At 60.7% G+C, this 17574-nt stretch carries 18 protein-coding genes; 6 read left to right on the forward strand and 12 right to left on the reverse strand.

Annotation, left to right across the window (positions count from 1 at the left end; genetic code table 11):
• Window positions 1–110 precede the first annotated feature (110 nt).
• The 5 genes from HJB84_RS25920 to HJB84_RS25940 all read right to left on the reverse strand — a co-directional run bounded on the left by HJB84_RS25920 (window position 111) and on the right by HJB84_RS25940 (window position 5539).
• A complete protein-coding gene (locus HJB84_RS25920) occupies window positions 111–1217 on the reverse strand; it encodes a substrate-binding domain-containing protein (protein ID WP_221117275.1) in 1107 nt (368 codons plus the stop codon).
• Entirely contained in the window at window positions 1217–1834 is a 618-nt protein-coding gene (locus HJB84_RS25925) for a 5-bromo-4-chloroindolyl phosphate hydrolysis family protein (protein ID WP_221117276.1), read from the reverse strand. The genes HJB84_RS25920 and HJB84_RS25925 overlap by 1 nt, the downstream gene beginning before the upstream one ends.
• A gap of 7 nt (window positions 1835–1841) precedes the next feature.
• Entirely contained in the window at window positions 1842–3410 is a 1569-nt protein-coding gene (locus HJB84_RS25930; RefSeq protein ID WP_221117298.1) for a substrate-binding domain-containing protein, read from the reverse strand.
• 14 nt (window positions 3411–3424) lie between these two features.
• Window positions 3425–4501 (reverse strand): toxic anion resistance protein, encoded by a 1077-nt coding sequence (locus HJB84_RS25935; RefSeq protein ID WP_221117277.1) that lies wholly within the window; start codon window positions 4499–4501, stop codon window positions 3425–3427.
• 201 nt (window positions 4502–4702) lie between these two features.
• Window positions 4703–5539, reverse strand: coding sequence for a cell envelope integrity EipB family protein (locus HJB84_RS25940; RefSeq protein ID WP_207584080.1), 837 nt, complete (start codon window positions 5537–5539; stop codon window positions 4703–4705).
• Between the two features lie 136 nt (window positions 5540–5675).
• Here HJB84_RS25940 and HJB84_RS25945 point away from each other — a divergent pair, with 136 nt between their 5' ends.
• The 4 genes from HJB84_RS25945 (at window position 5676) to HJB84_RS25960 (ending at window position 8670) form a co-directional block, all read left to right on the forward strand.
• Complete coding sequence (locus HJB84_RS25945) at window positions 5676–6146, forward strand: RidA family protein (RefSeq protein ID WP_221117278.1); 471 nt, start codon at window positions 5676–5678, stop codon at window positions 6144–6146.
• Window positions 6143–6862 (forward strand): glycerophosphodiester phosphodiesterase, encoded by a 720-nt coding sequence (locus HJB84_RS25950; protein ID WP_221117279.1) that lies wholly within the window; start codon window positions 6143–6145, stop codon window positions 6860–6862. Before HJB84_RS25945 ends, HJB84_RS25950 begins: the two co-directional genes overlap by 4 nt.
• A gap of 78 nt (window positions 6863–6940) precedes the next feature.
• Window positions 6941–8131, forward strand: a complete 1191-nt coding sequence (locus HJB84_RS25955) for a GNAT family N-acetyltransferase (RefSeq protein WP_207584077.1) — start codon at window positions 6941–6943, stop codon at window positions 8129–8131.
• Between the two features lie 113 nt (window positions 8132–8244).
• A complete protein-coding gene (locus tag HJB84_RS25960) occupies window positions 8245–8670 on the forward strand; it encodes an HIT family protein (RefSeq protein ID WP_207584076.1) in 426 nt (141 codons plus the stop codon).
• Window positions 8671–8761: 91 nt separating this feature from the next.
• On the opposite strand, the gene clpA is transcribed toward HJB84_RS25960, so the two are convergent.
• The 6 genes from clpA to HJB84_RS25990 all read right to left on the reverse strand — a co-directional run bounded on the left by clpA (window position 8762) and on the right by HJB84_RS25990 (window position 14668).
• Window positions 8762–11254 carry an ATP-dependent Clp protease ATP-binding subunit ClpA gene (gene clpA / locus HJB84_RS25965; protein WP_207584075.1) on the reverse strand — a complete coding sequence of 831 codons (2493 nt, stop codon included), beginning with the start codon at window positions 11252–11254 and terminating at the stop codon, window positions 8762–8764.
• Between the two features lie 10 nt (window positions 11255–11264).
• Window positions 11265–11615 (reverse strand): ATP-dependent Clp protease adapter ClpS, encoded by a 351-nt coding sequence (gene clpS / locus HJB84_RS25970; RefSeq protein ID WP_007628652.1) that lies wholly within the window; start codon window positions 11613–11615, stop codon window positions 11265–11267.
• A 291-nt stretch (window positions 11616–11906) separates the two neighbouring features.
• On the reverse strand, window positions 11907–12278 hold the full coding sequence (locus HJB84_RS25975; RefSeq protein ID WP_207584074.1) for a phasin family protein: 372 nt from the start codon (window positions 12276–12278) through the stop codon (window positions 11907–11909).
• Between the two features lie 273 nt (window positions 12279–12551).
• A complete protein-coding gene (locus tag HJB84_RS25980) occupies window positions 12552–12755 on the reverse strand; it encodes a DUF3126 family protein (RefSeq protein WP_207584073.1) in 204 nt (67 codons plus the stop codon).
• Window positions 12756–12896: 141 nt separating this feature from the next.
• Window positions 12897–13730, reverse strand: coding sequence for a serine O-acetyltransferase (gene cysE / locus HJB84_RS25985; protein ID WP_207584072.1), 834 nt, complete (start codon window positions 13728–13730; stop codon window positions 12897–12899).
• Between the two features lie 152 nt (window positions 13731–13882).
• Window positions 13883–14668, reverse strand: coding sequence for an alpha/beta fold hydrolase (locus HJB84_RS25990; RefSeq protein ID WP_221117280.1), 786 nt, complete (start codon window positions 14666–14668; stop codon window positions 13883–13885).
• A gap of 158 nt (window positions 14669–14826) precedes the next feature.
• Between HJB84_RS25990 and HJB84_RS25995 the strand changes: the two genes are divergently transcribed.
• Both HJB84_RS25995 and HJB84_RS26000 read left to right on the forward strand, forming a co-directional pair.
• Window positions 14827–15072, forward strand: a complete 246-nt coding sequence (locus tag HJB84_RS25995; RefSeq protein WP_207584070.1) for a zinc-finger domain-containing protein — start codon at window positions 14827–14829, stop codon at window positions 15070–15072.
• 23 nt (window positions 15073–15095) lie between these two features.
• Entirely contained in the window at window positions 15096–16250 is a 1155-nt protein-coding gene (locus HJB84_RS26000; protein ID WP_221117281.1) for an FAD-dependent monooxygenase, read from the forward strand.
• A gap of 33 nt (window positions 16251–16283) precedes the next feature.
• On the opposite strand, the gene HJB84_RS26005 is transcribed toward HJB84_RS26000, so the two are convergent.
• Window positions 16284–17474 carry a cystathionine beta-lyase gene (locus tag HJB84_RS26005; protein WP_221117282.1) on the reverse strand — a complete coding sequence of 397 codons (1191 nt, stop codon included), beginning with the start codon at window positions 17472–17474 and terminating at the stop codon, window positions 16284–16286.
• Between the last annotated feature and the right edge of the window lie 100 nt (window positions 17475–17574).

Genomic DNA, 17574 nt, shown 5'->3' on the forward strand with positions numbered 1-17574 from the left:
GTGGAATGCGGTGCCCATACATTCGATTTGTCGCAAAAGCAAGGCTTACGCCGAAAAATCCCGGTTTATGCGCCGGGTCCCGGAACCTCTGCTCCTGCGAAAGCCGCCGGTCAGCTTGCCAGCGTCGGCAGTAACGACAGCATGACGCCGGCGTCGGGCATCGGCAGGATGGCATCGACCTCGGCCGGCAGCAGGCTGCCGATTGCGCTGTCGGCGTTACCGGTGGCGGTCCCAAGGGGGCCGCGGAAGCCGTGTCCCGTCCAGGCAAGTTCCTGCAGCTTCGGGCTCACCAGCGCTTCGATCAGCCGGTTGGCGTTCTCATCGACGACAATCAGCGGATGCGCCGAATAGACGGTCGGACGCGGATAGAGCACCACCGGCTTTGCGCCCGCGCTTGCCTTGATGCGCTCCCAGCGCGCGGGATCGGCAAGAATCCATTCTACCAGCTGGTTCTCATAACCGACGATCATCGGCTCGCCGCCGAGGCCGCCTGCGAGATACTGATCGAAAAGTTTGCCTGACGACGGTGACTTGAAGCCCATGTTGCGGAAGATCGCCTGCACCTTGCCGCCGAAAGCGGCAAGATCGCCAGATGTCGCGACATTGCCGCTGAAAAGGCTGAGCACGAGGCCTGCGAACATGAAGCCGGAATTGGAGCGGTTGGGATCGGTCGAGACGATGCGGGCGCGGCCGTAAAGAGAATTGACGCCGAGTTTCGACCAGTCGACGCCGGCGAGGATTGCGTCGAGCAGCGCCTTGAGATCGAGCTGATGATGGCCTTCGTTCGTCACCGTGACCAATCCCGCTTTGATCAACCCATCGACCACGGGCTGCCAGGAATAGACGACGATCGGTGTGTTCAGCACAACGCGGTCGTTGCGGATACCGATGCCGTTCTGCCTGGCGATATCGACCATGATCGAAGAGGACGGCCAGAGGAATTGCGGATGCTGCGACAGCAACGCCTGTTCACGAACCATCTCGACCGAGCCGGCGACGCGGCTGTCCACCGTCAAGCCGTATCCGCCGAGCGCCCTGATGACGTCGGGGTCGGAGAGGAATGCCTCCTTCTCGCCGCCGACGAAGCCGAACAGCGTCGTGCGGGTGCCGAGCAGGCCCTGCAGTTCGGGCCGGTCCTTGACGGCGAAATAACCGCCGGTGCCGACGATGCCGGCTCCGAGCAATCCCACTCCAAAAGCGCGGCGAGAAAGAGCCATCAGCGTCCGATATCCTCTTTGAGCGAAGCCTGAATGAGGCGCAGATCGGTGTCGAGTGTATGCAGCGCCTCATCGATCAGGCTGTCGGCATAATGGACGAAGGCCTCTTCGAGCTTGACCAACACGGCACGGACCTCCTCCAGCTGCTTGGGGTCGGGAACACGTTTAGCCTCGATGACTGCAGAACCTTCCGCCACCTCGGCAGCGCGCGGCAGATAATAGGAGAGGAATCGCCGCACGGCATTGGCGCTTTCGGGCTTGGCCTCGACCTTGCGAAAGACATCGGCGGCGATTTCGGCAAGATGCCGGACGGCGGTTGCCGTCTTTCGATCGCCTATCGCGTCGGCGGCGGTCTCCAGCCTCTGGGCAAAGGGAATCGCGGCCTCCAGCAGGTCGCGGGCAAAGGCGACGCGGCCGCTGCCGATGCTCTTGATATCGAGGCCTTCGAACAGCCGGCGCGGCGCCAGAAGAATGACGAGGCCGGCAAACAGCAGAAGGGCGATGATGGCGGCGATCCAGAATGGCATGCCGGCGATGAAACTGAGCAGTGGCACGGTGATTGCCGCCGCCAATCCCGCCACGATCCAGTTGCCATCATTGCCGAGCCAGTTGCGCATGCCGGTCCTAATTATAGCCGCGTGCGGTGCGGAAGGCGGTGGCGAGGTCCGAACCACCGTCGAACACGCGCGCCGACGTCTGCCTGGCAAGGCTGTCGAGCTGGGTTTTATCGGCGTCGCCGAAGGTGATGCCGAAGATCGGCACGTGCGGCTCCATCGCGATCCATTCGCTCATGAAGGCCCGGCTTTGATCGTCGGACCTGCCGTCGGTCATGATGACGATCGCCGGCAGATACGTCGAGAGCTTGTCGGTTCTGGCGATCTGCTGCAGGGCCCGTTCGGCGCAGGCATACATGTTCGTGCCGCCATCCGCCTTCTGCCGGGAAATCTCGTTCAGCAGCCCTTGCTGCTCCAGCGGGTTTCCGCTTGCCATGAAGGTGTTGCGCACGCTGCCGTCGAAGGGAATGACGATGATCTGGTCGGCGGGCGACCATTGCACCAGCACCTTGCTCGCTTCGTCGGGCGTCAGCAGGAAACGCATCGCCTTCTGCAACTGGTCCTCGCCGTCGCCCTGCATCGAGCCGGAAAAATCGAGGCAGAGCGCGGTCAGGGACGGCTTGCGCAGTGCTGCCTGATAAAGGGTGAGCGCCTGGCGGATGACACCAGGCTCCGGCATGCGGATCGCGGTCACCAGCCGGGTCGGATCGAAATTCCAGCCTGGTTCCGGCTTTGCGGCAACGCCGGTCAGCGGAATGCGCCGGCCAGTATCGGCGATGCGCTGCTGTACGGGAGCAGAGCCGAGATAGGCGAGCAGATCGTTGAAGAAGGTCTGGACTTCCGGCCCGCGGCCATGATCGACGAAACCGATCGGCGAATCCGCCATGGCAACGCCGTCGGCCGGATAGATCGCGTAAAGCGGTTCCTGCGACAAGGCGGCAAGCTTGTCGTTGGTTTCCTTCAGCACCGCTTCGTAGTTCCACATAGCGTCGTAGACCGTGCCCTTGCCGGCGGATGCGACGTAGAGATCGGCAAGCCAGCCGGACGAGCCGGACGAGCGCACGACACCTGAAAGCAGCGAGCGGACGCTCTCCTGGACTGCTCTGTCGTCGAGATCGCCGGGTTCGATCACCGGCTTGTTGCCGAGTGCGCTCGACAGCATGGCAAGATAGGCGCTGGCGCCGGAGTTGGATTGCGTCGCCGATGTCATCAGGAATTTCAGCGATCCGTTTTCGACGGCGGCGAGAATGTCCTTCATGAACACATCCCTGCCGATCCAGCCGAGCTGCTCGGCCTTCGACCTGCGCACGCCCAATACCACCGGCGTCTGGACGATCGAGGTGAGGCTCTTGACGCGGCGCCTGGTGTCGAACATGTCGACCCAGACACTGGAGGCCGGCCACACCGCATCCTGCTCGACGCCCTGGTCGCTCTGCAGCGCCAGGCCGATATCGAGCGTGCCTTCATATTTGAAGGTGCAGGTCGCATTCTTCTGCTTGCAGAATTCCTCGACGATCGGCTGCAGAACGGTATTCTCCGATCCCGAGACGATCGAGAAATTCGGTCCCTGAGCGAAGGGATTGCAGCCGGCAAGAGTCAGAGCGGCAAGAAGCGCCAGGCCTGAAAGCAGTGCTCGCATCGTCGTCCTGTCGATCACGCCTTGGTCATCGCCGTCTTGAGTTCGATCGTCATCTGCTCCATCTGCTGCTCGGCCTGCGCCCGTTTCCGGCGCCCCTCCTCCTGAACCTGCAGCACGCCCGATATCGTGTCGATCAAATCCCTGTTCGCCTTGGCGAGCGTATCGATATCGACGATACCGCGTTGCGATTGCTGCTCTATGGCGATCGCCTGGTCCTTCATCATCTCGGAGGCCTGGCGGATCATGTCGTTGGTGGCGTCGGTCACCGCCTTCTGCAGCTCAAGCGCCGATTTCTGCCGCGTCAGCCCGAGCAGGATCACCATCTTCTGTTTCCAGGCCGGCACCGTCAGCGCCGAGGTCGCCTGCAGGTTCTCGATCAGCGTCTCGTCGCCCGCCTGGACGATGCGGATCTGCGGCAGTTGCTGAATGCCGAGCTGACGCGCCTGCTGGAGGTAGAAAACCCGCTTCTCCAGCCGGTCGAGCGCCTGCAAGCTGTCCTGATAGGTCTGCGCTTCCAGCATGCCACCGCCGGGGCCAGTCGCGGCCGCCTCGGCTTCAGCCTTCAGCCTCAGCAGCTCGACGCTGCGAAAGCGCTCTGCAAAAGCTTTGCCAGCCTGGACATAGGCCTCGAGCCGCATGATCGACTGCCTGGTTTCTTCATGCAGGTCGTCGAGCAGCGCGATGTCGCGCCGCAGCGTATCCTTGTGACGGTCGAGTTCGAGGCCGATCCGGTCGATCTGACCGGCCACGTCCTCGAATTCCGCCTTGAACCGTTCGAGCCGGGCCTGTGCGGAGAGGAATATGCGGCTGAGGAACCCCTTATCCTTCAACGATGCCGGGTCGAGGCCCTTGGACTTGAGGATGATGTCACTTAGCAGGCGACCGATCTCACCGAGATCCTTGTTGCGGACCTCGCGCAGGATTCGGTCGGCATAATCGCTGACCGTCTGCTGGGCGCGGTCGCCATAGACGGAGATGCCGGCGCGATCGGTCATATTGATGCTGTCGGAAATGCGGGCAATTTCCGCCGGATCGGCGGCGGCAACCGGCAGGGCGGCGTTGTGAACAGTCGCTAGATCGGTATCGGCCATCGGTCGGGCTTTCCAGGCTTGCGGCAGGTAATCGTCTGGAGGCCCATTTTCGCAATGAACAGGCCTCATCACGAGGAATTGGCCGCTAGGATCGCACCGACCGGAAGAGCAGGACGACAGATGGCGACTCAATCATCGCTGGTCGCCGCACCATAATGAACTTTATGATACAGTTTTATGACAGTCGAAAAACCTGCACGCTTACTTGCACGCCTCGGCCTTGCGGTCGAGCAGCTCCAGCTTGGCGAGCTTGCCGGTCAGGACGAAATCGCCGTAATCCATCGTGAGGTCGCGGGTGATACCGTTCTCATAGAGCTTGAAGGACATGCGGTAGACCGGCAAAGCATCGGATTTCGCATTCTCGTTGAAATAGGCAATCGTCACCGGCCAGAAGGCGGTCTTGGAGAAGGCGCCGGCATTGCCGGCGTCGGCCTCCTCGGCAACAGGGGTCTCCTGCTTGCCGACGATCGTCGTCGTCACCAGCGACTTGTCGCCGTCATCCGAGCCGTCGAAAACGCGGGCCTCGAAGAAGCGCTTGCCGTCCTTGGCGTTCTGGATCACGTCGAGCATATGTTCGGTGGGAAAGCGGCTTTCAGCAAGCTGGAGCTCGCGGCTCGACGGCTGCTTGAGATCGACCTTGACGCCATCCGGCTGATCCTGAGCCGCACCGTTGACCTCCTTGTCGAGCTGTTCGTCGGTGAAGGATTTGGTGTCGAAGGTAAACTGGCCGTCCTTGAGGTTTTCAAAGGTCTTGGTCTGCTGGTCGCTGACGCGGACGCTGTCGCCGGTGTCGATCTGCGTTACGAAGCGGAAATTGGTGGTGAAGCCCTGGCAATAGCTGCCGTCGAACTCATAAACCATGCGACCGTACATGCCGGCGATGCCGGAGCGGTCCGAGGCGTCCTTCAATTCCAGATCGTAGACGGCGCGATGTGCGACGAGGCCGGTCGCGATCGCAGCGCTTACCGCGGGCGCAGCCGCCCATGCATTGGCGGAAACACTGGCGAGAAGCAGAGCGACAAGACTCGATCGGAACATTCATTAACTCCTGTTGGACTCGGTCGCGATGTTATAAGAACGCTTTCGGCCAAATCGAGGCTCGAACCTGTCATATTAAAGATTCTAGTCTTGATGCATAATTTTTGAAGAATTGACAACAAAAGCGGAGTCGAAAATGTCCGATGAAATTGCAAAGCGCCTGACTGAGATGGGGATAACCCTGCCCGAAGCCGCAGCACCTGCTGCAAATTACGTTCCCTATGTCATCAGCGGCAATCTTCTCTACATCTCCGGTCAGCTGCCTCTCGAAGGCGGCAAGATCGCCGTTTCGGGCCATCTCGGCAAGACCGTTGACGTTGCCGCGGGGCAGCGCGGCGCCGAACTCTGCGCCATCAACATCCTTGCGCAGGCGAAGGCGGCACTTGGCGGTGATCTCGGCCGTATCCTGCGGGTCATCAAGCTGAACGGCTTCGTCGCTTCGGCGCCCGATTTCGTCGAGCAGCATCTCGTCATCAACGGTGCTTCTAACCTGATTGCCGGCGTGCTCGGCGAGGCCGGCAAACATGCGCGTGCCGCCGTCGGCATGGCCGCCCTGCCGCTCAATGCTGCTGTCGAGATTGATGCTATCATGGAAATCGCAGAATGACCAATGCTGCCTGGATCAGGGACCTGCCGGTCGCTCATCGCGGCTATCACGATCTCAACAAACTCGTTTGGGAAAATACGCTTTCGGCCTTCTCGCGCGCCGTCGAAGCGGGCTTTGCGATCGAATGCGACCTGCATTACGCCTCCGACGGCGTGCCGGTCGTCTTTCACGACGAGGACCTGCAGCGGCTCTGCAATCTCACCGGCGACATCCGCGAGCGCACCTCCCGGGAACTTGGGCTGATCGCCGTCGGCGGCACGGCCGACAAGGTGCCGACGCTGCGCCAGCTCCTCGATCTCGTCCAAAGCAAAGTGCCGCTAGTGCTGGAGCTCAAGGGCCGCGAGGCGGACGATGAGGGTTTCGCCGAAGCCGTCCTCGAAGTGCTTCAGGACTATGAAGGCAAGGTGGCGCTGATGAGCTTCGACCACTGGCTGCTGCGCGATCTGAAGACGCTTGACGCAGCCTACCCGCTTGGGCTGACGGCCAATGGCAACACGCCGGAGGAATTCGAGGCGCATGCGAAGGCGATGGAGATCGGTCTCGATTTCATCTCCTACTATTATGACGATCTGCCGAATGCGTTCATCACCGGTGAACGCGAAAAGGGTATGCCTGTCATCACCTGGACGGTGCGTGACGAAGAGGCGCGCCGGCGTACATTCGCAAACGCTGATCAGATGACCTTCGAAGGCTTCGACCCGCGTGTGGCAGTTTGACGCTCGCTTTTTGGCCACGATCATGCGCAGATTGAGACAGAGCCGAGACTATTTTCCCACAGGCTTCGTATCTGCCCCATGACCGATGAACTATCCATTCGCGTAGAACGCTCCTTCACCGCGATTTCCCCGGAAAGCTGGTCCAGGCTTTCCGGGGCGTCGAAGACTTGCCCGACGCTTGCCTATAACCCCTTCGTCTCCCACGCCTTTTTGTCCTCACTGGAAGAGTCCGGTTCGGCCAGCGCCGAGACCGGTTGGCTCGGTCATCACCTGCTGCTCGAGACTGATGGCGGCGAACTGATCGGCGCCCTGCCCGGCTACCTGAAGAACCACAGCCAGGGGGAATATGTCTTCGATCATGGCTGGGCCGATGCCTTCGAGCGGGCCGGCGGACGGTATTATCCCAAACTTCAGTGCTCCATTCCGTTCACCCCTGCGACAGGCCCGCGTCTGCTTGTCGCCGAGGGACTGCAGCGACTGCCTGTCCAGAGCGCGATCGCCGAAAGCCTGAAGGAGGTCGTGCGCCGGCTCGGCGTCTCCTCGGCCCATATCACCTTCGTGCCGGATGAGGAGATCGGCGTCTTCGAGATGGACGGCTATCTGCACCGCACCGACCAGCAGTTCCATTTCATCAATGAGGGCTACGCCAATCACGAGGAGTTTCTCGAAACGCTGGCTTCGCGCAAACGCAAGGCGTTGCGCAAGGAGCGCCGCGCCGCCCTCGAAAACGGCATCAGCATCGACTGGCTGACCGGCCGCGATCTGACGGAACGCATCTGGGACCAGTTCTTCAAATTCTATATGGATACCGGTGGCCGCAAATGGGGCCGGCCCTACCTCACCCGCAAATTCTATTCGCTGATCGGCGAGCGCATGGCCGACGACATCCTGCTGGTCATGGCCAAACGCAACGGGCGCTATATCGCCGGCGCGATCAACTTCATCGGCGGCGATACGCTCTATGGCCGTCACTGGGGCTGCATCGAGGAGCATCCCTTCCTGCATTTCGAAGTCTGCTATCATCAGGCGATCGACTTCGCGCTTTCGAAAGGGCTGAAACGGGTCGAAGCCGGAGCCCAGGGCGAACACAAGCTCGCCCGCGGTTACCTGCCGGTGACGACACATTCCGCTCATTATGTCGCTCATGCCGGGCTTCGCCGGGCGATCGGCGACTATCTCGCCCGCGAGCGCGCCGATGTCGAACAGATGAGCGAGCTGCTGAGTGAGCACAGCCCATTCCGCAAGGGCGAGCGGCAGCAGGAGGATTGACGCTGCCTCGCCGGCCGCGTTACCCGATCACGGCATGTCGCCCGGAAGTGTGCAGCGGTTACGGGATAACGACATGCAAAACAAAAAGCTTGAGGACATGAGGAGATTTCGCAATGACCAGCGTCTATGACGACAAAAATATCTTCGCCAAGATCCTGCGCGGCGAAATCCCCTCGCACCGTATCTATGAGGACCAGCATACGGTCGCTTTTATGGATGTGATGCCGCAGGCGCCGGGCCATGTGCTCGTCGTGCCGAAGGCAGCGTCGCGCAATATTCTCGATGCCGATCCAGCCACCCTCTCCCATGCGATTACCGTCGTTCAGAAGATCGCCAAAGCGGTCAAGGAGGTCTTCGACGCCGACGGCGTGTTCATCGCCCAGTTCAATGAACCGGCGGCCGGGCAAACGGTGTTTCATCTGCATTTCCACATCATCCCGCGCCACGAGGGCGCAGCACTCAAGCCGCATTCCGGTAAGATGGAGGATGGCGCCGTGCTTGCCGCCAATGCCGAAAAGATCAGGGCGGCACTGGCCTGACATCGACCCTTGCCGACGCGAGGCAGAGGAAAGAGCATAAACCGAAAAAGGCCGCGGATGACGCGGCCTTTTCCAATTCAATGACGAAAGCTCACTTCTTGCGTGGAACCTTCGGAACCGCGCTGCCCTTCTTGGGCGCATCGCGGACCTCAGGCTCGGCCTGTGGGACCGCCTTGGCGCGGGTCTTGGGGGCGGCCTTCGTCTTCAGTTCGCCATCACCGTGGTCGTCGGCTTCGGGATGGGTGACTTCAGCCTCCGGCTTCGGCTTGATCGGCGCCGTCTCCGGTATGGCTTCCAGCACGATGCCCGGCTTGCCGTCTTCCTTCGGGCCGACGGTGACGTTGACGACGCCACCCTTCTTCAGCTTGCCGAAGAGGATCTCGTTGGCCAGCGGCTTCTTGATGGTGTCCTGGATGACGCGGGCAAGCGGGCGGGCGCCCATCTTCTCGTCGTAACCCTTTTCCGAAAGCCAGGCGATCGCATCCTCATGCAGGTCGAAGGTGACGTTCCTTTCGGAAAGCTGGGCCTCCAGCTGCATGATGAACTTCTGTACGACCTTGTGGATCACAGCCGTCGGCAGCGCCGCGAAAGGAATGATCGCGTCGAGACGGTTGCGGAACTCCGGCGTGAACAGGCGGGTCAGCGCCTCCTCGTCCTCGCCGGTGCGCTTGGACGAGCCAAATCCGATCGCCGCCTTGGCCATTTCCGAGGCGCCCGCATTCGTCGTCATGATCAGGATGACGTTACGGAAGTCGATCTTCTTGCCGTTATGGTCGGTCAGCGTGCCGTGGTCCATGACCTGCAGCAGGATATTGTAGATGTCGGGATGCGCCTTCTCGATTTCGTCGAGCAACACCACACAATGCGGGTGCTGGTCGACGCCGTCGGTCAGAAGGCCGCCCTGGTCGAAGCCGACATAGCCGGGAGGCGCTCCGAGCAGACGCGACACCGTGTGCCGCTCCATATATTCCGACATGTCGAAGCGCAGAAGCTCGACACCGAGCGACGATGCCAGCTGCTTTGCCACCTCGGTCTTGCCGACGCCGGTCGGACCGGAGAAGACATAAGCACCTATCGGCTTGTTCGGCTCACGCAGGCCGGCACGGGCGAGCTTGATCGAGGTCGAAAGGGCTTCGATCGCGATATCCTGACCATAGACGACCGAACGCAGTTCCTTCTCGAGATTGGCGAGCACCGCTTCGTCGTCTTTGGAGACGGTCTTCGGCGGAATGCGCGCCATCGTGGCGACCGTCGCCTCGATCTCCTTTTCGGTGATCAGCTTGCGGCGCTTTGACGGCGGCAGCAGCATCTGGGCCGCACCGGTTTCGTCGATGACGTCGATTGCCTTATCCGGCAACTTGCGGTCGGAGATATAGCGGGCCGAAAGTTCGACGGCCGACTTGATGGCATCGTTCGAATAGCGCAGGTGGTGATACTCTTCGAAATAGGGCTTGAGGCCCTTCATGATCTCGATCGCATCTTCGATCGACGGCTCGCTGACGTCGATTTTCTGGAATCTGCGAACCAGCGCCCGGTCCTTCTCGAAGAACTGGCGATATTCCTTGTAGGTGGTCGAGCCGATGCAACGGATCGCGCCCGACGACAGAGCCGGCTTCAGAAGGTTCGATGCATCCATCGCGCCCCCCGAGGTGGCGCCGGCGCCGATCACCGTGTGAATCTCATCGATGAAGAGCACGGCACCCGGATATTCTTCCAGTTCCTTGACGACCTGCTTCAGGCGCTCCTCGAAATCGCCGCGGTAGCGCGTGCCGGCGAGCAGCGTGCCCATGTCGAGCGAGAAAATCGTCGCGTCGGCCAGCGCTTCCGGAACCTTGCCTTCGACGATGCGCTTGGCAAGCCCTTCGGCGATCGCCGTCTTGCCGACGCCGGGATCACCGACGTAGAGCGGATTATTCTTCGAACGGCGGCACAGGATCTGGATGGTGCGGCTCACCTCGGCGTGACGGCCGATCAGCGGGTCGATCTTGCCGCCCTTGGCTTTCTCGTTGAGATTGACGCAATAGGCCTTGAGCGCATCCTGCTGCTTCTTGGGGCCGCCCTCTTCCTCGCCGCCGCGGGCCGTCGGCTTGCTGCTTTCGGCTTCGTCCTCGGCGCCGCGCGGGGGGCGAGCGTCCGAAGCACCCGGGCGCTTTCCGATACCGTGCGAGATATAGTTGACGGCATCGTAGCGGGTCATCTCCTGCTCCTGCAGGAAATAGGCGGCATGGCTTTCGCGCTCGGCGAAGATCGCAACGAGCACATTGGCGCCGGTCACTTCTTCGCGGCCGGACGATTGCACGTGGATGACGGCACGCTGGATGACACGCTGGAAGCCGGAGGTCGGCTTCGAATCCTCGTCATAACCGGTGATCAGATTGGAAAGTTCATTATCGACATATTCGACGAGCGTTTTGCGCAGCGCGTCGAGATCGACATTGCAGGCTCCCATGACCGCGGCCGCATCGGCATCGTCGATCAGGGCGAGCAGCAGATGCTCAAGCGTCGCATATTCGTGGTGCCGCTCATTGGCAAAGGTCAGTGCCTGATGGAGCGCCTTCTCTAAGCTAGGCGAAAATGTTGGCACGTTCAGATCCTCACTTCTTTTCCATGACGCATTGCAGCGGATGCTGGTGCTGCCGGGCGAAGTCCATCACCTGGCTGACCTTCGTTTCCGCTACCTCGTATGTGAATATTCCGCATTCGCCGACGCCGTGGTTGTGGACATGGAGCATAATGCGGGTGGCACTTTCACGATCCTTTTGAAAAAAACGCTCCAGAATGTGGATGACGAATTCCATGGGAGTGTAGTCATCATTCAAAAGCAGCACGCGGTAGAGATTGGGCTTCTTGGTCTTCGGCTTGGTGCGTGTGATGACCGAGGTTCGATTTCCGTTCTCCCCGTTCCTTTCGCCGTCATTCTGCATCCGGATCGGCTTTGCGATCATTGTCATTCATTCCTCAAGCAATCCGGCCTCAAGCAATCCGGCGGAGCATGGGAGGGTGCTTTTCCCGCCGAATATCTGAAACACTAACTTAGTTCATAATAGGCCGATTTTAAGCCCCCTGTCAGTCACTGCAATCAAGAAATGGCCGGCATGCACGGGAAAGACCAAAAAAGTCCCCGGCCGATCCCATGGAGGCGTTGCGGCGAAAGTGGAAACAAAAAGACCGGCTACAGATGCGTAGCCGGTCCTCATTTTTCAATATGTAGCGCAGGTTGCGCCTGCAGAATCAGTTCAGGCGGCAGCAGGCGTCGAAATCGGCGCCGGCTTGGTGGTCTTGGCGACGGCAGCGGCTACAGGCGCTTCATAGGGCTTGTAAGCGGATTTGGCCAGATCGGCATACATCTCGCTGAGCTTCGTTGTCTCGGAGACGAAGCCTTCGAAATATGCCTTGACGTAGTTGCTCTGCAGTTCGAAAGCGGCTTCGAAGCTCTTGACGCCAGCCAGGGTTTCGAAATGCGTCACCGCGTCCTGAAAGGATTTCTTCGAATAGTCCGTGGCCTCGGCGGCAATCGCCTGGAAGCCCCTGGTGGTGTCGGAATAGGTTTTCAGCGCCGTATCGACGGCTTCCTTGCTCTTCCTGTTTGCATCGTCAAAGTTGAACATGACCGTCCTCCATTAGGCTGTGGGATGGCGGCAGGGTAGCTGCAACGCACAAATAGTCAAGTAGTCTTGTGCGCTGCAGCACTCCCATGAGTTGTGTGGCAATAATAAAACAAAGGATGCGCGCCGGGGCACGTACGTCTTTAACTGATTTTGCTAATATATATCAGATCACTGCAACCGGAAGCTTTAAAATTAATTTTGGCTCGGCAGCCAAAAAACAAAAAGGACCGAACGGATCGCGCCGTTCGGTCCTTTGAACGCATTCGAACACGATCAGAGATCGACGTCGAGGATCGCCATCGAAAAGTTGTAGGAGCGATCGCCGTCCTCGTCATCGATATAGACGAGGCCTAGAAATTCTTCGCCGAGATAGACCTCCGCAGAATCATCCTTGCGCGGACGCGCCTTGACGGCGACCTGCGGGTTGAGCGTGCGTTTGAAATAGGCGTCGAGCTTCTTGATTTCTTCAGGCTTCACTCTGTCATCTCCGTAAACGGTTTTGATTGGCCGCTTCTTGCACAGGAAAAGCAGCGGTGTAAAGGCAAGGTTGCCACATGGCAATTTCTGTCCCCGCACGGTTTCCGCCGATTTTACCCGATCCTTTTCTCCGGCGGCCGCTCAGATATCGGCGCCTATCACCTGGTCCATGTTGCGCGACGGCTCGGAACAACCGGCTTCGCCGACGACCTTGGCCGGCACGCCGGCGACTGTCTTTTTGGGCGGAACTGCCTTCAATACGACGGAGCCGGCGGCAACGCGTGAGCAGAAGCCGATCTCGATATTGCCGAGGATCTTTGCGCCAGCACCGATCATGACGCCGCTGCCGATCTTCGGATGGCGGTCGGCGCCCTCTTTGCCGGTGCCGCCGAGCGTGACGCCATGCAAGATCGAGACGTTGTCGCCGATAACCGCCGTCTCGCCGACGACGAGGCCGGTGGCGTGATCGAGGAAAATGCCCTTGCCGATACGAGCGGCCGGATTGATGTCGGTCTGGAAGACGCTGGAGGAGCGGCTCTGCAGATAGAGCGCGAAATCACGACGGCCGCGGTTCAGCAGCCAATGCGCGAGACGGTGTGTCTGCAGCGCATGGAAGCCCTTGAAATAGAGCACTGCTTCCATGAAGCGGAGGCACGCGGGATCGCGGTCGTAGATGGCCTGGATATCGACACGCAGAATGGTGCTCCACTCCGGCCAGTCGAGGAGCATTTCCTCGAAGGTCTGGCGAAGCAGGGTCGCCTGTATGTCGGGATGATCGAGACGTTCGCAGATGCGATGGATGGCGCATTCCTCGAGCGAACGATGGTTGATCACCGTCGCGTAGAGGAAGGCGGCAAGAACCGGGTCTCGTTCGGCGGCGAGCCGGGCTTCCTCGCGCAGGTTATCCCAGATGGGGTCCATCACCTTCAACGGTTGGCCTGTCTCAAAAGCTCGAATGTCAGTCTTTGCGACCATCGCCGCTCTCCTCGTTGCCAGCCGGAATGCCGTTTTCGGAATGCCAATATATAGGGGAAAACGCCAATAACATAAATGGGTGCCGTCGCCATGGTTTTTTAGCATGGTTTTTCGGCATCACGATGATGTCAGCGCCGATGTCACCGGCAATATCACCCTCTGGCAACCCTCGCGTAGAAGGCCAACACCGCCTGCTTGAAAACCCTGTCGCCGACGGCGAGCATATGATCGCGGCCCGGAATATCGAGCGCTTCGGCATTCGGCATCAGCGCCGCCAATTCCTGCGGCGAGCCGGCGATATCATCCCTGGTGCCGACGCCGATCAGCGTCGGCACGTCGAGCCCGGCCATATCCGAGCGGGCAACGAGATCGCGCGAACCGCGGATGCAGTCGGCGAGAGCGACGCGGTCACTTTTCGTCTGGTCGGCGAAGGCGCGGAACATGCGGCCGCGGTCATGCGTCACGTCTTCCAGCGAGGGAGCCAGCAGCGCGTCGGCGATGGGGTCCCAGTCGCCGACGCCGTCGGTCATGCCGATGCCGAGGCCGCCGAGCACCAGTGAACGGACGCGATGCGGATTGGCAAGGGCGGCAAAGACGGAAATGCGCGCGCCCATCGAATAGCCCATGACATTGGCTTGCGGAATGCCGAGATGGTCCAGCAGCGCGATCGCATCGCCGGCCATCACCCAGGGGCGATAGGCTTCGGAATCGTGCGGTTTGTCGCTTGCGCCGTGGCCGCGATTGTCGATGGCGATCACCCGATAGCCGGCATCGCCAAGCGTCTTCAGCCAGCCCGGATGCACCCAGTTGACGTTTGCCGTCGAAGCAAAACCGTGGATCAACAGAACAGGCTCGCCGGCCGGATCGCCCTCATCAAAGAAGGCGAGCTGCAATCCGTCATGGGTGAAGCTTGAAAATACAGGCGTATTCAGGTTCATCAGGTCTTCCTTTTTGGCGCGACCATAGTCGAGCGATCTTTCATCGTGAAGCCAAAAACTGTGGCCAAAAACTGTGCCTGGCGCGGCGCTTTGGCTCTACACATTTGCGGCGAAGGCTTATAAGGTCCGCGCACATTTCAAAGCATTCGGAGAGCGATATGGCCGGTCACAACATTCCCCACTTCCAGAACGACGGCGGTCACCGGGTTATCGAAGTCGGCGTCAAGGAATTCATGTGCACCGGCGCTTCGGCCCCGTTCGACCATCCGCATATCTTCATCGACATGGGTGACGATAACGAGAAGGTCTGTTCCTACTGCTCGACTCTCTATCGCTTCAATTCCGCGCTCAAGTCCAGCCAGACCAATCCGGCCGGCTGCGTTTTCCACGTGAAGGCGGCCTAACCGCCGGACGGATCGGACGGATAATGCCGGTCGAACATGCTGCCATCATCGGCGCCGGGATATCAGGGCTGACCGCTGCGCTTTCGCTTTCGCGCCGGGGCATCAGCTCTGACATCTTCGAGCAGGCAGGCGAACTTGCCGACATCGGCGCCGGATTGCAGGTTTCGCCGAACGCCTCCCGCATCCTTGCCGAACTCGGTATCCTTGAAGGGCTGTCAAAGGCCTGGCTCGAGCCTGAGGCAATCCGGCTAATATCCGGCAGTTCGCTGCGCCAGCTCGCAGCTGTGCCAGCAGGCAAATTCGTGCGGCAACGCTGGGGCGCTCCCTATGGTGTCCTGCATCGCAGCACATTGCAGAAAGCGCTTCTCGCTGCGGTCGAGGCCGATCCGCTCTGCCGGCTTCACCTCGGCGTCCGGATGGACGCGACGCTGCCGCCTTTCGAGCGCGACGCCGATGTCGTCATCGGCGCCGACGGCGTCTGGTCGAAGCTCCGGCAATCCGTTCAGGGCAGCCCCTCACCGCACTTTTCCGGCAATATCGCCTACCGCTTTACCATTGCCGAGGATGCGGCGCCCGGTTTCCTCGACCGGACAAGCGTTTCGGCGTTTCTCGGCGGTTCGGCGCATCTCGTCTGTTACCCCTTAAGGGAGACCGGCAGCTTCAACATGGTGGCGATCACCGCCGGCAATAGCGCACCGCAGGCCTGGCAAAGCGAACCGACGGCCGAGCAGCGTGCCCAGCTCAGGAGCCGCTTTTCCGGCTGGAACGCCGCGATCGTCTCGCTGCTCGAACAACACCGGACGCTGACCTTCTGGCCGCTGTTCGAGACCAGCGCTGGTGCGTGGCAGGATGGCCGCAAGACTGTGCTGATCGGCGACGCCGCGCATGCGATGATGCCGTTTGCCGCACAGGGAGCGGCCATGGCGATCGAAGACGCCTACGAACTTGCCGCATTTCTTTCCAACCGTCCGGTGGCGGAGGCCCTATTGCTCTTCGAAAGACATCGAGCGCCACGCATTGCCAAGCTTCGCCAGCGCGGCGCCTTCAACCGGTTTGCCTATCATGCGAAAGGGCCGATCCGGATCGGCCGCGATCTCGTGCTCGGCCTCAAGCCGCCGCAAAGCCTGGCGGCGGATCTCGACTGGATCTACGGCTATCGCGCTCTGGGCCTGCCATAAAACGCCGCAAGCCGGGCCAGCGCCCGGTATCGCTCAAACCGCGCTTGCCGCCGCAAAGCCCCGTTCGATATCAGCCTTGAGGTCAACCACATCCTCGATGCCGATCTGCAGGCGGATGACCGCACCGTCGGTCGGAGCCTTGGCGACCTTGCGGTCGTTGAGATAGGCGTGCAAAGCGAGGCTCTCATAGCCGCCCCAGGAATAGCCGAGACCGAAAATCCTCAGCGCATCGAGGAAGGCATGCGCTTTTGCTCTAGCTTTCTCGGGACCATCCGCGGCAAGCACGAAGGAAAAGATGCCGCTGGCGCCCTTGAAATCGCGCTTCCAGAGATGGTGAGAGGGAAAGCTCGGCAGGGCCGGATGCAGCACGCGGGCGACGCCCTCCCTGCCCTCCAGCCATTCTGCAATATCAAGCGCGCTTTCATAGTGCCGCTCGAGGCGCAGGCCCATGGTACGCAATCCGCGCAGAATCTGGTAGGCGTCATCGGGTGCGCCGCAGATGCCGAGCACACCGTTTGCTTCCTTCAGCCGCTCCCAGTGTTCGGCATTGGCCGACACCGTTCCGAGCAGGATATCGGAATGGCCGGACGGATATTTCGTCGATGCGTGGACTGAGATGTCGACGCCATGATCGAGCGGTCGGAAATAGAGCGGCGTCGCCCAGGTATTGTCCATCATGACGACGGCGCCGTGGCGGTGCGCAACCGCCGAGATTGCCGGAATATCCTGCATCTCAAAGGTGTTGGAGCCGGGAGCTTCGGTGTGAACGAGCTTGGTGTTCGGCCGGAACAGGCCCTCGATGCCGGCGCCGATCGCCGGATCGTAATATTCCACCTCGACGCCAAGACGCTTCAACATCGTGTCGCAGAAATGGCGCGTCGGTCCGTAGACCGAATCGACGACGAGCGCATGGTCGCCGGCAGCGACGAAACCCAGGAACGGAATGGTGACGGCCGCAAGACCCGAGGGAACGAGGATCGTGCCGGCCGAGCCTTCGAGTGCGTCGATCGCTTCGCAGAGCGCGTCCGTCGTCGGGGTGCCGCGCGTTCCGTAGGTATATTTCTGCGCGCGCGTCTCCATCGTCCGCGCATTCGGGAACAACACTGTCGAGGCGTGCACGACCGGCGGATTGACGAAGCCGTGATAGTCGAAGGGGTCGTTTCCGATATGGGTCAGTCGGGTGTTGATGCCGGCATTCTGCAGCAAGCTGTCTTTGTCTTTCATCTCGTAAATAGCCTTTGGCGAGGGGCACGAAACCAGACTTTTGGACGCCCCGCCGTGTCCGGTCAACCCCTAGACGACCGGTTGCAGGCGCCGTCGGGAA

Origin of the sequence: Rhizobium sp. NZLR1b (assembly GCF_019685155.1) — a bacterium.
Taxonomy (GTDB): Bacteria; Pseudomonadota; Alphaproteobacteria; order Rhizobiales; family Rhizobiaceae; genus Rhizobium.